Annotated in this window: 11 protein-coding genes; 7 read left to right on the top strand and 4 right to left on the bottom strand. The window is 44.1% G+C overall.

Annotated elements, in window-relative coordinates:
- Window positions 1-435: 435 nt before the first annotated feature.
- From D0T50_RS10000 to D0T50_RS09990, 3 genes are read right to left on the bottom strand one after another with little or no spacing between them, the layout of a single operon-like run.
- Entirely contained in the window at window positions 436-1,620 is a 1,185-nt protein-coding gene (locus D0T50_RS10000; RefSeq protein WP_163223393.1) for a class I SAM-dependent rRNA methyltransferase, read from the bottom strand.
- Entirely contained in the window at window positions 1,617-2,249 is a 633-nt protein-coding gene (locus D0T50_RS09995; RefSeq protein WP_163223392.1) for a 3'-5' exonuclease, read from the bottom strand. Before D0T50_RS09995 ends, D0T50_RS10000 begins: the two co-directional genes overlap by 4 nt.
- Window positions 2,250-2,257: 8 nt before the next feature.
- Window positions 2,258-2,845 carry a DUF5063 domain-containing protein gene (locus D0T50_RS09990; protein WP_163223391.1) on the bottom strand — a complete coding sequence of 196 codons (588 nt, stop codon included), beginning with the start codon at window positions 2,843-2,845 and terminating at the stop codon, window positions 2,258-2,260.
- A gap of 101 nt (window positions 2,846-2,946) precedes the next feature.
- Between D0T50_RS09990 and D0T50_RS09985 the strand changes: the two genes are divergently transcribed.
- From D0T50_RS09985 to trxB, 3 genes are read left to right on the top strand one after another with little or no spacing between them, the layout of a single operon-like run.
- Window positions 2,947-5,346: a DNA translocase FtsK gene (locus D0T50_RS09985; RefSeq protein WP_163223390.1), complete on the top strand. Its 2,400-nt coding sequence runs from the start codon at window positions 2,947-2,949 to the stop codon at window positions 5,344-5,346.
- 33 nt (window positions 5,347-5,379) lie between these two features.
- Complete coding sequence (locus D0T50_RS09980; RefSeq protein ID WP_163223389.1) at window positions 5,380-6,018, top strand: LolA-like putative outer membrane lipoprotein chaperone; 639 nt, start codon at window positions 5,380-5,382, stop codon at window positions 6,016-6,018.
- Between the two features lie 24 nt (window positions 6,019-6,042).
- Complete coding sequence (trxB, locus tag D0T50_RS09975; protein ID WP_163223388.1) at window positions 6,043-7,008, top strand: thioredoxin-disulfide reductase; 966 nt, start codon at window positions 6,043-6,045, stop codon at window positions 7,006-7,008.
- A 4-nt stretch (window positions 7,009-7,012) separates the two neighbouring features.
- Here trxB and D0T50_RS09970 read toward each other — a convergent pair whose 3' ends face one another.
- Window positions 7,013-7,699: a Crp/Fnr family transcriptional regulator gene (locus D0T50_RS09970; protein WP_370520906.1), complete on the bottom strand. Its 687-nt coding sequence runs from the start codon at window positions 7,697-7,699 to the stop codon at window positions 7,013-7,015.
- A 187-nt stretch (window positions 7,700-7,886) separates the two neighbouring features.
- Here D0T50_RS09970 and D0T50_RS09965 point away from each other — a divergent pair, with 187 nt between their 5' ends.
- The 4 genes from D0T50_RS09965 to D0T50_RS09950 all read left to right on the top strand — a co-directional run bounded on the left by D0T50_RS09965 (window position 7,887) and on the right by D0T50_RS09950 (window position 14,158).
- Window positions 7,887-10,097, top strand: coding sequence for a DUF5686 family protein (locus tag D0T50_RS09965; RefSeq protein ID WP_239058247.1), 2,211 nt, complete (start codon window positions 7,887-7,889; stop codon window positions 10,095-10,097).
- A gap of 842 nt (window positions 10,098-10,939) precedes the next feature.
- Window positions 10,940-12,730, top strand: a complete 1,791-nt coding sequence (gene rpsA, locus D0T50_RS09960; protein WP_163223386.1) for a 30S ribosomal protein S1 — start codon at window positions 10,940-10,942, stop codon at window positions 12,728-12,730.
- Window positions 12,731-12,838: 108 nt separating this feature from the next.
- On the top strand, window positions 12,839-13,753 hold the full coding sequence (locus D0T50_RS09955; RefSeq protein ID WP_163223385.1) for a ribonuclease Z: 915 nt from the start codon (window positions 12,839-12,841) through the stop codon (window positions 13,751-13,753).
- 96 nt (window positions 13,754-13,849) lie between these two features.
- The gene (locus D0T50_RS09950) at window positions 13,850-14,158 is read left to right on the top strand and encodes a T9SS type A sorting domain-containing protein (protein ID WP_163223384.1); all 309 of its coding nucleotides are present in this window, start codon (window positions 13,850-13,852) and stop codon (window positions 14,156-14,158) included.
- Window positions 14,159-14,161: the final 3 nt, after the last annotated feature.

The raw sequence follows: 14,161 nt of genomic DNA, 5'->3' as shown, positions 1-14,161 counted from the left end.
GAGCGGCACAAACTCAAACTTATTCCGTGCTTTGTAAGAACCATAAAGACAGCCAGTAGCAAATGGATGAAGGATTTCAAACCATACTACCGTAACTTTGAATGGCAAAAGGGATACGCAGGTTTTTCTGCATCATAAACAACGTACGTTTCAGGAGGAATATATTATATTTCTGAAGGAATATGGAGTAAAATATGATGAAAGGTATTTGTGGAGGGATTAATTAGTGTGCCGCTCTTTCAGAGCTTGAATTCACATTGTTGGTTCCAAAACCCAGGGTTACGCTCGTTTCACTCCCTGACCCTGGGCTAAGTATATCGCGCTTTCAGCGCTATAGATAGTTTGTCTTACCTATACAGGTACACTATCTTCTACTCCACATAAAGCACTAACACATCTGTTGCATCAGTATTAGTTACTACATCTTCCTATCCCCTACTCAACATAAAGCACTAACCCCTTCAAGTACTCCCCTTCCGGATGATAAATGCTCACCGGATGATCGGCAGGTTGAGTCAGTTGGTGCAAAATACGCACACTCCTTCCTGACATAGCGGCTGCGGTAAAGACCGTAGTACGAAAGTTCTCTTTTGTAACCACTTGTGAACAAGAGAAGGTAAAGATGATTCCTCCCGGTTTAATCTTCTCGAACGCTTTGGCATTAAGACGGCGATAGCCTTGCAGCGCATTGCGGAGCGCGCTTTTATGCTTGGCAAAAGCAGGTGGATCAAGGATTATAAGATCGTATTTATCGTCTATTTTGTCGAGGAACTTAAAACCGTCTTCCTCAAAAGCTTCATGACGCTCATCACCGGGGAAGTTAAGGGCAACATTCTTGTTGGTTAGGTCAATAGCTTTGGCAGAGCTATCAACTGAGTGCACAATATCAGCTCCTCCACGCATGGCATAAAAAGAAAAGCCACCGGTATAGCAAAACATATTAAGCACGGAGCGACCTTTGGAATATTTTTCCAACAGAGCACGGTTCTCGCGTTGATCTACAAAGAAACCGGTCTTCTGTCCTTTAAGCCAATCCACATGGAAGTTCAATCCGTTTTCTTGGGCAATGTTATCAGTATTGCCTCCTTTTAGGAAACCGTTTTCCGAGTTGAGGTCGGCTTTGAATGGCAATGTAGTTTCCGATTTATAATAAATATTTTCAATAACTCCCTCCATTACTTCCGAGAGAGCTTCGGCAATCTCCATACGGTCTACGTGCATCCCCACAGAGTGCGCTTGCACAACAGCAGTCTTGGCATACACATCAATAACTAAACCGGGCAGGTTGTCGCCCTCGCCATGTACTAAGCGAAAGGTGTTATTAAGAGGGTTTCCGGCAACACCAATGGCTTTACGTACCGCATAGGCTGATGCCAGTTTCTTTTTCCAGAACGTCACATCAATGGGTTCTTGCTTAAACGAAAGCACACGCACACTGATACTACCTATTTGATAATGCCCTTCGGCAATAAATTCTTTTTTGGAGGTGTAGACTTCTACTACTTCGCCTTCGGCGATATGTTCGGTAGAAGTGGCAATAGCTCCGGAGAATATCCAAGGATGAAAACGTTTCAAAGAGTCTTCCTTACCGGGCTTGAGGTATATTTTTTGAAGTGTCATTGTTCTGTGGTTTGTAGGGGTTCATCATTAAGTATTTCATATTTGCCTGTTGCTCTCAACTCCTCCAGCAGATTATAAATCCGCAGGCACGCCCACGCATCGGTAGCGGCATATTTCTTCTGTGAATCGCTCAGGGTTTCTGTTTCCCAGTTGGTTAGCCGTTGCGACTTGGATATTTTCATACCGAAGAGTAGCGCATAAATCTTCTGCAGGCTTTTATCTTTAATGCCAAATTCGAGTACATATTCTTGTAGTTCAACACACGATTGCTGTTTGAACTCGGCACGTTTATGCAACATCAGGAAGTCATCTTTCAAAGAAAGTCCTACCTTTATAATATCTTTATTCTCCAGGAAATCGATAAGCGGTTGCGACAATCCCACGTGGTTGAGGCGAAATAAAAAACAGACATCTTCCGTAGATATTTGCAGCAAAGACACCTTATGTGTTTGTCCCTTTACAAATGATGGACGTGTTTCACTATCAATGCCCACCACCCGTTTGGTACTCAGAAAACTAACGGCTTTTTCTACTTCGTTTTCGGTCTGTATCACATGTATATTACCCTCGAAGGAAACCCTCGGCAAATCTTTTACGTCTTCTTTTTGAATGCTTTTCTTGATAACCATAAAATCAATTAATCGTTTTCATCATCCAGATGAAATTCGTCTCCACTTTCGGTATAATTATAATTGTCGTCTTCATCGCCTACAGCGTTGTATTTGATGTCGTGAAGAGCTCGCATCGTGTTTACCAGCTTCTGCCCCCATAGTGAAGAAAAATTCTCTTTGCAAAGGTAGAGTGCATCGTTCATGGTTTCGTTATAACCCAACTGAAAAACAAAGATAAAGTCCTTTATATCCTGATAGATATCAGCAAGATCTTCGGAAACATTTTTCTTTATAGGGGTATCACTGTATGCCATTTCGGGCAGAAATACTTCGAGGTAGTCGTCTTTCTCGGCAAGGATATAAGATATGTTCATGCGAAGTATTTCATAGATTTCTTCCGTTACATATGTTTCGGGAAGCTCTTCGCCCATCATTTCTACTTCGGGGAGCATAGATGCCTTGAGGTAGAGTAACGGTAATATTTTGGTAAGGGTATCGACAAAGCGGGCACGTTCCATGCCATTCGATTTCTCGAGGAATGCACAAAACTCTGCCGCTACAGTAACAAATTCCACGGCATCGCGGTCGAAGATAACCTGACTCTCTTTTTTCATCTTTTGTCCACTTTTAGGCGCAAAGGTAAGAAAAAAAAGAGCCTCAATCTATTTTTTTACTACTTTTGCCGATAAGATATATTTTATAAAGGTTATTATACATGGCAAAGAAGAAAACAGATAAGGGAGCTACCCCCAAAGCACCTTCCACCAATAAAATCAAAGCATTCTTTACTAATGAGAGCGTACGCTTCGTTATTGGATTTGCGTTTGCTTCATTCGCGCTTTATCTGCTGTTGGCTTTTACCTCGTTCCTGTTTACCGGAGCTGCCGATCAAAGTGTTCTGGAAAACGCCACTGCGGAGCAACTGGCTTCGGTTGACAATAAAGTATCCAACTATGCCGGTTCGCGGGGAGCACAGGTTGCCAACTACCTCATCAATCGTTGCTTTGGCTTTGCGTCAATATTTCTGCCCATATTCTTGTTGGCGGCAGCGCTTAAAATGATGAAACTACGTCGCTTCAGATTATGGAAATGGTTTATCTGCTGCTCATCGCTGCTTATCTGGTTCTCCATCTTTCTGGGGTTTGCGTTTGTAGACCACTATAAAGAAACTTCTATTTACTGGGGAGGCTTGCACGGGTTTAATGTGAGCAACTGGCTCGTTTCACAAATCGGTGTTCCCGGTGTGTGGTTGCTATTGTTGATAACCGCCCTCAGCTTCTTTGTTTATGTCAGTTCTCAGACAATTATCTGGCTACGCAAGATACTCTCACTTAGCTATCTCAAACGCGAGAAGAAAGAGAAACCCGTCACAGACAATGGAGAAGAGATTATCAGTAGCTATCAACCCGAGGCTGTGGAACCTTCACATACATCGGTCATTGATTTGGACATCAACAAACCCACCCATACGAGAATGGATGTAGTTGTTCCCGAAGAGGAAGAAGATTATACTCCACCAACAGAGGAAGAGGATGACAATAACGGCATTGATATAGAAATAGAAAGCGAAATCAGCGAAGAAGATGATTATCGGGAAGGTGGTACACTGGAGCCCTATAACCCCAAACTGGATTTGGAGAACTACAGATTCCCCACTCTCGACCTGCTTACCCGCTACGACAGTGGAGAGCCCACTGTGGACATGAACGAGCAGAATGCCAACAAAGATAAGATTATCAACACCTTGCGTAGCTTTGGTATTGAAATTAGTTCGATAAAAGCAACCGTAGGACCTACCGTTACTCTTTACGAAATAACTCCCGAACAGGGTGTGCGCATTTCAAAGATTCGCGGATTGGAAGACGATATCGCCCTTAGCCTTTCTGCACTGGGCATTCGTATCATTGCACCTATTCCCGGAAAAGGTACTATTGGTATTGAAGTACCAAACTCCCACCCTAAAACCGTATCGATGCACTCGGTTATTGGTAGCAAACGCTTCCAAGAGGGCACTTTCGAGCTACCTATGGCACTGGGCAAAACCATCTCCAACGAGGTGTTCATGGTAGACCTTGCCAAGATGCCGCACGTGTTGGTAGCAGGTGCTACAGGGCAAGGTAAGTCCGTAGGACTAAATGCAATCATTACTTCTTTACTATACAAAAAGCATCCGGCGGAGTTGAAGTTCGTACTCATCGACCCTAAGAAGGTAGAGTTCAGCGTATATGCCGACATTGAGAATCATTTCCTTGCCAAGCTACCCGATGGCGAGGATGCTATCATCACGGATGTAACCAAGGTGGTGCACACACTTAACTCGCTTTGTATAGAGATGGATAGTCGCTACGACTTGCTCAAAAAAGCACACGTACGCAACGTAAAAGAGTACAACGAGAAGTTTATCAACCGTCGCCTCAACCCCGAAAAGGGACATCGCTTCATGCCCTACATTGTGGTGATTATCGACGAGTTTGGCGACCTCATTATGACGGCAGGCAAAGAGGTGGAGCTACCCATTGCTCGTATCGCTCAGTTAGCACGTGCGGTAGGTATCCACATGATTATTGCTACACAACGTCCTACCACTAACATCATTACCGGTACTATCAAGGCGAACTTCCCGGCACGTATCGCATTCCGTGTAACATCTATGATAGACTCACGTACCATCCTCGACCGTCCGGGAGCCAATCAGCTCATTGGGCGAGGCGACTTACTCTTCTTGCAAGGAGCCGACCCGGTGCGTGTACAGTGTGCTTTCGTAGACACCCCCGAAGTAGAAAAAATATCATCATTCATTGCTAAACAGCAAAGTTACCCGACAGCATTCTATCTGCCCGAGTATGTGGCACCCGACAGTGGCAACGACCTTGGCGATGTAGACATGGGACGCTTAGACCCGCTCTTCGAAGATGCAGCCCGCCTGATTGTTATTCACCAGCAAGGCTCCACTTCGCTGATTCAGCGTAAATTTGCTATTGGCTATAATCGCGCCGGACGCATCATGGACCAAATAGAAAAAGCAGGTATTGTAGGCCCAAGCGAAGGAAGCAAAGCGCGTCAAGTGCTCTGTCTGGACGAGAATGATTTGGAAATGCGCTTAAACAATCTGTAATAATTGCGTGTTCTTAAAAAGAAAAACAGGAATATGAAAAGAGTTGTTTTCATAGCGATAGTAGGTCTGCTGGCTGTTTCAATGACAGCACAGAACGAAGAAGCGCGTAGGATACTGGATAAAACATCCGACACATTCTACCTCAATAAAGGTATAAAGACGGAGTTTGCCATCAACATAACCAAAGGCGGACAACCGATAGGCTCCACCGAAGGATCTTTGCAGCTAAAAGGGAATAAGTTTCTGCTGCAAACGGAAGAAGTTATCAGCTGGTTCAACGGCGAAACGCAATGGAGCTATCTCACTGGAAGCGAAGAGGTAAACATCAGCAATCCTACCGAAGAGGAGCTACAAAGCATCAATCCTTACGCACTGCTCTCTATCTATAAAGAAGGCTACAACATTGCGCCATATAAAATACAAAAACACAACGGGAAGTCGGTCTACAACATAGCCATGACGAGCGATGACAAAAAGAAAGAGATAACCCGCTTGGTGTTGTTTATTGAAACAGGCACGTATCATCTGCAATATATAGAAGTTGAACTTCGTGATGGAACGCGCAATGAAGTTACCATTACCGGCTATCAAACAGGGTTGAACCTAAACGATTCGTTGTTCTCGTTCGACCACAAAAAATACCCCGATGCCGAGATTATTGATTTACGCTAAATAAATTAAGGAATAAAAAACAATATGGAGAAAACAGAAAAAGTACAATGCCTGATTCTCGGATCGGGCCCTGCAGGCTATACCGCGGCAATTTATGCAGGCCGCGCCAATATAACACCGGTGCTGTATGAAGGAATACAACCCGGAGGTCAGCTAACTACAACAACGGATATTGAGAATTTCCCAGGCTATCCTTCCGGAATCTCGGGTACGCAGATGATGGAAGATTTCCGTGAGCAAGCAGTGCGCTTCGGTGCGGATATTCGCAGCGGACTGGCTACCAAAGCAGACCTGTCGGCTAGCCCGTTTAAGATTACCATAGACAATGAAAAGGTTATTGAAGCACAAACGCTGATTATCGCTACAGGTGCTACCGCCAAGTACTTAGGCTTGCCCGACGAGCAGAAGTATGCCGGCATGGGTGTGAGTGCTTGTGCCACATGCGATGGATTCTTCTACCGCAAGAAAAAAGTTGCCGTAGTGGGTGGTGGAGACACTGCTTGCGAGGAAGCACTTTACCTGGCAGGACTGGCTTCGAAGGTCTATCTCATTGTTCGCAAACCATTCTTGCGTGCTTCGCAAATTATGCGCGACCGTGTAATGGCACACCCCAACATCGAAATATTGTTCGAGCACAACGCAGTAGGCTTATTTGGCGACAATGGCGTAGAAGGTGCACACATCGTAAAACGTATGGGCGAAGCAGACGAAGAACGTTATGACATTGCCATAGATGGATTCTTCCTGGCTATCGGACACAAACCCAACTCGGATATATTTAAGGATTACTTAGAGCTGGACGAAACGGGATATATCAAAACAATCGGTCAGAGTCCGTTCACAAAAATACCGGGTGTTTTTGCAGCCGGAGATGTAGCCGATACAATCTATCGCCAGGCTATTACGGCAGCGGCAAGTGGTTGTAAAGCTGCTATCGAAGTAGAGCGTTATCTGGCTGAGTGCGAATACAAAGAGTGTAAGAAGCAATAATACATCAACCTATCTTGCTGATTTTTTTCAGCTTATCTTCGTCAATGATTTTAATTTTCCGTCCGTCGATGGCAATTAAACGTTCATTGGCGAAGTTTGATAATGTGCGTATAGCATTTGATGTAGTCATGTTAGAAAGATTGGCAAGGTCTTCGCGCGAAAGGTAAATACTGAGTGTAGATTCATCCTCTTCCACTCCATAGCTATCTTTAAGAAAGAGCAAAGACTCGGCAAGCCTGCCACGGATATGCTTCTGTGTGAGGTTTACAGTACGCTCGTCGGCTATACCCAAGTCCACAGATAGCTGGCGAATAAAGAACATGGCTATGTTATTGTTTTCGGCAACCAACGTAGTGATAACGTTCATGGGTATCATACAGATAACCGAAGGCTCTACGGCAGCGGCAGCAGTTACATATTCTTCGTTGGCGAAAAAGGCACGATAACCGAAGTACTCTACCGATTTAATCATGCGAATAATTTGGCTGCGCCCGCCTACGCCATCTTTGTATATCTTGACTTTTCCCGACAGCAAACACATTAAATGAGAGGGTGTCTCACCTTCACAGTATATTGTTTCGTTCTTCTTATAGTATTGCATAGTAAAACTCCCCGACAAATATTCTTTTTGTTCGGCTGTTAAAGGAGTCCATAAATCAACAATATATTCCGGAACTACCATTTTTGACATATCATCTTTTGTCATAACTGCTGAAGAACTGTGTTATAAAGCACAAATGTAAGAAGAAATGCCGAATAATTGCTAATAAAAAATAAAAAAATGAGAGGAACAGCCGCACTGTCAAACCACAGTTTGTTAAAACATCGGCAACCTCCTTTCTATTACAATTATTTTGTCTAAGTTTGTTAGCTCGCTTATGCTTAGATTCATACAATCTATATTGCTCCTACTACTGCTACTGCTCTTTTTCCCGATACGAGCGGTAAGCCAGGATATGCCCGAGAGCAAACGCGATACCCTCATTCAGGAAGAGGTCATTCTCGAAAAGCTTTTCTTCTACGCACCCCTTTATAGCCAAATAGTGGAAGACTATACGGCCGAGGTGTACATTAAAAACAAAACCGTGGTGCGTAAGAAGAATCAACTTATGCGCTTCATCCCCACTATGTTTAAGATCAAGAAAGGGGTCAATGAATACATCATGGAGACTTACAGCAACCTGCACTTTACCGCCCCTAATATTTACGACCAAAAGGTAAAAGCTGTAAGCAACACCGTAGAGAGCTACAAAGGTGTGAGCAAAGACCTATTAAGTTTCACCCATACCAACATCTACTCCTCTTCGCTGCTAAACTCCAAACTGCTATCGCCACTGGCAACCAATGCGCGTAAGTATTATACGTTCAAGGTAGATTCGGTGATGCGCTACAACGGCACGAATTGTTACCATATTTCGTTCGCCCCCCGCCTGAAAAGCTATCAATTGGTAAAAGGATACATGATTGTAAGCGACGAAGTGTTTACGGTACGCGAAATTGAATTCTCCGGACGGTGGGAATACCTAAACTACCATAACCGCATAGAGATGGGAGAAGTAGGCACGAAGGAAGAGTTCCTACCGGTACGTTTTGACCTGACCGCCAAATTCAAGCTGCTGGGCAACAAACTGGATGTAGATTTTGTTGCAGCTTTAGACTTCGACAGTATTACGTTGGGCGAGTCCGTCGCCGACGAACTGCGGAATAAATACAAAAAGGGCGACCTCAACCTCACGCGTGCCTTCACCTTACAGTGCGACACATCCGCCTTCATCACAGACAGCGCCTACTTTGCCAACCTGCGCCCCATCCCTCTGGAAGAGGACGAAAAAGAGGTGTATCGTAATTATTACTCGCACAAAGGCACCACAACCCACACGCCCAAATTGGGGACTATGACCCGCGTGTTCTGGGGGCAGGTAGGCGACATGCTTACCAGCAACTACATGATAGATTTAGCCAGCGTAGGACAGATAAAGGCCTCGCCACTTATCAATCCGCTGCTGCTGAGTTATAGCGCTCGAGACGGGCTATCCTACCGGCAGGAGTTTAAGTACAACCATCTCTTCAATGGCGACCGCTTACTGCGCATTGTGCCTCATGTGGGTTACAATTTCAAACACAAAGAGGTGTACTGGGCACTTAAAGCCGGCTTTGACTACTGGCCCGAGAAGCGTGCAGCGTTCCACCTAAAGCTGGGTAACGGAAACCGCATTTACAGCAGTGATGTAATCGAAGACCTTAAACACATTCCCGACAGTGTTTTCGACTTCGACAAGATGGAACTCAATTATTTCCGCGACTTCTTTATAGACCTCAGGCATAGCTGGGAAATAACCAACGGACTAACCCTCGACTTGGGTACCACCACCCACCGAAGAACACCCGTAGGCAAGTTTAAGCTACCCTCCGAAGACGAAATACCCGAAGGAACTCCCGAGGTAGAAAACAAGCTCCGCAAAGAGTACATCAGTTTCGCACCGCACGTTCGCCTTAGCTGGACACCCCGCCAGTATTATTACCTTAGTGGCGAACGCAAAATAAACCTCCAATCCAGATATCCTACCTTTACAGTAGATTGGGAGCGCGGCATAGCGGGCGTCTTCAACAGCACAGGCAAGTACGAACGCATTGAGTTCGATATGCAGCACAAAATAGCGCTGGGGCTGATGAGCAGCATCTACTATCGCGTCAGCATGGGTGCTTTCACCAATCAGGAAGACCTTTACTTTGTGGACTTCGCCAACTTCTCGCGTAGCAACATCCCCATTGGCTGGAACGACGATATCGGTGGAGTGTTTCACCTGCTCGACCGCCGTTGGTACAACTCCTCCGACAAGTACCTGAAGATAAACTTCACCTACGAAACCCCCTTTCTATTACTGTCGGGACTGCGAAAAATAACCCGAAACATACTCAATGAGCGCATATACGCGGGTTACTTAACCATGCCAAGCCTCAACCCCTACTTCGAGCTGGGCTACGGTGTGGGTACACATATTTTCGACGTAGGCGTGTTTACGAATAACGAAAATGGCAAGTTCGACAGCATTGGTTTTAAGTTTACTTTTGAGCTTTTCAACCGCTAACTTCCGGTGCAAAAGTGTGCGTTTTTTGAAGGAAAAACAGATGGAAAGTGATTGATTTTTATTAAGAAGCTGTTTTGAATTTCCACAGAATAATTATTATATGATGCTTTTGCTTTTTCTTTAGCACTCTTTTCGTCTGTTTCTTCTCTTTTTTACGGCTCAAATAGCCCGCTATTATCGCCTTAAAAAGAAAACAAACAACCTGAAAATAGCACTAAATAAAAGAACAAGCAAATTCAAAACAGCTTCTAAAAAAAAATATTTTTTTGTTTTTTATTTTTTTATTTGTCAAAACTAAAATCACCATTCCCCCAATTAACCTAACAAACAATCCTCAATAAAAACGCTCTTCTTTTAATTGTTTTTCCTAAAACACACGGTTTCATCGATAGTATTAACCCAAGAAGGAATAGAAGAACGCTCAAACCACCACTAATATAAAAACGAAATATCACAACTTTTTGAAAAACAAAAACACCAGGGGTATACCAGCACTAAATAAGATAAGATAAAAATAAAAAGAACTACTAACGTAGTAAGAAAAAGCAGCAGTCGTCGTCTGCCTATGGATAAACACTCTTCAGCCATAAGCTCACGACCCGTCAGCCATAAGCTCACGACCCATCAACCATAAGCACACAGAGTGTTTGCCTATGGCTGACGATCGGTTTACCATAGGCAGACGAGACGAGAACCTCAAACAATGCAATTTTAACAATTATTCCCCGATTATTTCCGCCCTATCACTTTGTACATCAGCAAAATAATTCTACCTTTGCAGCCGATTTTATCGTCAAATATAATGTCTAACTCAATTAACGATTAAAACAAATAAATTATTAATGGAAAATTTAAAGAACATTGCTCCTGTTGAAGATTTCAATTGGGATGCTTACGAGAAAGGCGAAACTTTCGAAGGAGCTGCACGCCAAGACCTCGAAAAGGCTTATGACGGCACGCTAAACAAAGTTAACGACCGTGAGGTAGTTGACGGAACTGTAATTTCAATGAACAAACGCGAAGTTGTTGTGAACATTGGTTACAAATCAGACGGTATCATTCCTTTGAATGAATTCCGCTACAATCCTGAACTTAAAGTTGGTGACAACGTAGAGGTGTACATCGAAAATCAGGAAGACAAAAAAGGACAGCTTATCCTGTCGCACAAAAAAGCACGTGCTGCACGTTCTTGGGATCGTGTTAACGCAGCTTTGGAAAACGAAGAAATCATCAAGGGATTCATCAAATGTCGTACCAAGGGCGGTATGATCGTAGACGTATTTGGCATCGAAGCATTCTTGCCAGGTTCGCAAATCGACGTGAAACCTATCCGCGACTACGACGTATTTGTTGGAAAGACCATGGAATTCAAAGTGGTGAAAATCAACCAAGAATTCAAAAACGTTGTTGTATCTCACAAAGCACTTATCGAAGCAGAGCTTGAACAACAAAAGAAAGAAATCATCGGTAAACTCGAAAAAGGACAAGTTCTGGAAGGAACTGTTAAGAATATTACCTCTTACGGGGTGTTCATCGACCTTGGCGGCGTAGACGGATTGATTCACATTACAGACCTTTCTTGGGGACGCGTTAGCGATCCGAAAGAAGCTGTGGAACTGGATCAAAAACTCAACGTGGTTATTCTCGACTTCGACGACGAGAAGAAACGTATCGCTCTTGGTTTGAAACAACTTACTCCTCACCCATGGGATGCGCTTAGCGAAGAAATCAAGGTAGGCGACAAGGTGAAAGGTAAAGTGGTTGTTATGGCAGACTACGGTGCGTTTATCGAAATCGCAGCAGGCGTAGAAGGACTTATCCACGTATCGGAAATGTCATGGTCGCAACACTTGCGTTCGGCTCAAGACTTCATGAAAGTGGGCGACGAGGTAGAAGCTGTTGTATTGACTTTGGATCGCGAAGAACGCAAAATGTCTTTGGGTATCAAGCAATTGAAACAAGATCCATGGGAAAGCATTGAAGAAAAATACCCAGTAGGTTCTAAACATGCTGCCAAAGTACGTAACTTCACTAACTTCGGTGTATTTGTAGAAATCGAAGAAGGTGTAGACGGTTTGATTCACATCTCTGACCTTTCTTGGACTAAGAAAATCAAACACCCATCAGAATTTACACAAATCGGTACTACAATCGATGTTCAGGTATTGGAAATCGACAAAGAAAACCGTCGCTTGAGCCTTGGTCACAAACAACTCGAAGAAAACCCATGGGATGTATTCGAAACTGTATTTACTGTAGGTTCTATCCACGAAGGTACAATCATCGAAGTACTGGATAAGGGTGCTGTTATTTCTCTTCCTTACGGTGTTGAAGGTTTTGCAACTCCAAAACACTTAGTGAAAGAAGATGGCTCGCAAGCTCAAATGGACGAAAAACTTGAGTTCAAAGTAATTGAGTTCAACAAAGACGCTAAGAGAATCATCCTTTCACACAGCCGCATTTTCGAAGATGTAGCTAAGGCAGAAGAAAGAGCTGAAAAGAAAGCATCTAAGAAAGCTGCTGCTCCTAAGAAAGAAGAAGCTGCTGCTATCCAAAACCAAGCTGCATCGACCACTCTTGGTGATATCGACGCATTGGCTGCTTTGAAAGAGCAATTGGAAAATAATAAGTAAGATACACCTTATTATATATAAAGAGCCGTCCTGCACAAGGGCGGCTTTTTTTGCTTATTTAGAAACTGTTTTGAATACAGGGTTGCGGTTTTGTTCGTACATTTGCATATGGAGAAATTCGAGATACATATATTGGGGTGCGGCTCTGCCCTACCCACCACCCGCCACTTTTCCTCCTCGCAAGTACTCAACATCCGCGAGAAGCTGTTTATGATAGACTGCGGTGAAGGCGCGCAAATACAACTACGCAAAACCCGCTTAAAATTCTCACGCCTGAATCACATCTTTATCTCGCATCTGCATGGCGACCACTGTTTCGGGCTGATGGGACTTATCTCTACCTTCGGACTATTGGGAAGAACCGCCGATTTGCATGTGCACTCCCCTGCCGGATTGGAAGAACTCTTTGCTCCTCAACTCGATTATTTCTGCAAGAACCTGCCCTACAAGGTTGTGTTCCATGCTTTTGGCACAGCAGAGTCTGCTATTATATACGAAGACAAATCCTTGGTCGTAACCACCATCCCGCTACGACACCGCATACCCTGCTGTGGATTTTTGTTTGCCGAGAAGCGAGTACCCGACCATATTTTGCGCGACATGGTTGAGTTCTACCACGTGCCTACCTTCGAGCTAAACCGTATAAAGAACGGTGCCGGATACACCACCCCCGAAGGTGAATTCATTCCGCACGAACGCCTCACACGTCCATCTGCCCCACCACGCAAGTATGCCTACTGCTCGGACACGATTTACCACCCAGCCATTGTGGAACAAATAAAAGGAGTAGATTTACTCTTCCATGAATCAACCTTCAGCAAAAGAGACCTGCCCCGCGCCAAAGAGACCTACCATACCACCGCCGAGCAAGCCGCACAAATAGCCCTTGCCGCCGAAGCAAAACAGCTACTCATCGGACATTTCTCGGCACGTTACGAAGACGAGAACCTTTTGCTGCAAGAAGCAACCGCCCTTTTTCCGCATACACAGCTTGCCCGCGAAGCACTCTGTGTAGAGGTATAACTGCTGATTATCAAGTAGAAAAGAAGTTAAATAAACTTGCTTTTCAAAAGAGAATTATTACATTTGTAGTTGATTTTGTATAAAGAATAACTATTGATGAGAAAAATTACGCTTTATTTCTTCCTATTAATAACCTTTGCTTCGGCACCTGCGCTCTTCGCACAGCAGCCACAGAAGTCCGAAGTTATTAAAGAAGAACAACCCAAAGCACTTGTTACCGTCCACGAGAAGGTAGTAAGTATAGAAAACGCCACGGTGGGTAGCGTAGTAGAAATCTATAACATACTTGGCGTGAAGGTCTTTTCATTTACCATTGAATCTGCCAAGGACACATTTACCATTGACCTTCCCAAAGGATTCTACATCCTGAAAATAGGGAGGATAACAAAGAAAATAGCGATCTAATAA

This window comes from Bacteroides sp. 214 (assembly GCF_010501015.1).
Classification (GTDB): domain Bacteria; phylum Bacteroidota; class Bacteroidia; order Bacteroidales; family Bacteroidaceae; genus Bacteroides.
Note: the sequence above shows the minus strand (reverse complement) of the source record. Positions and strands in the feature narration are given on the sequence as shown.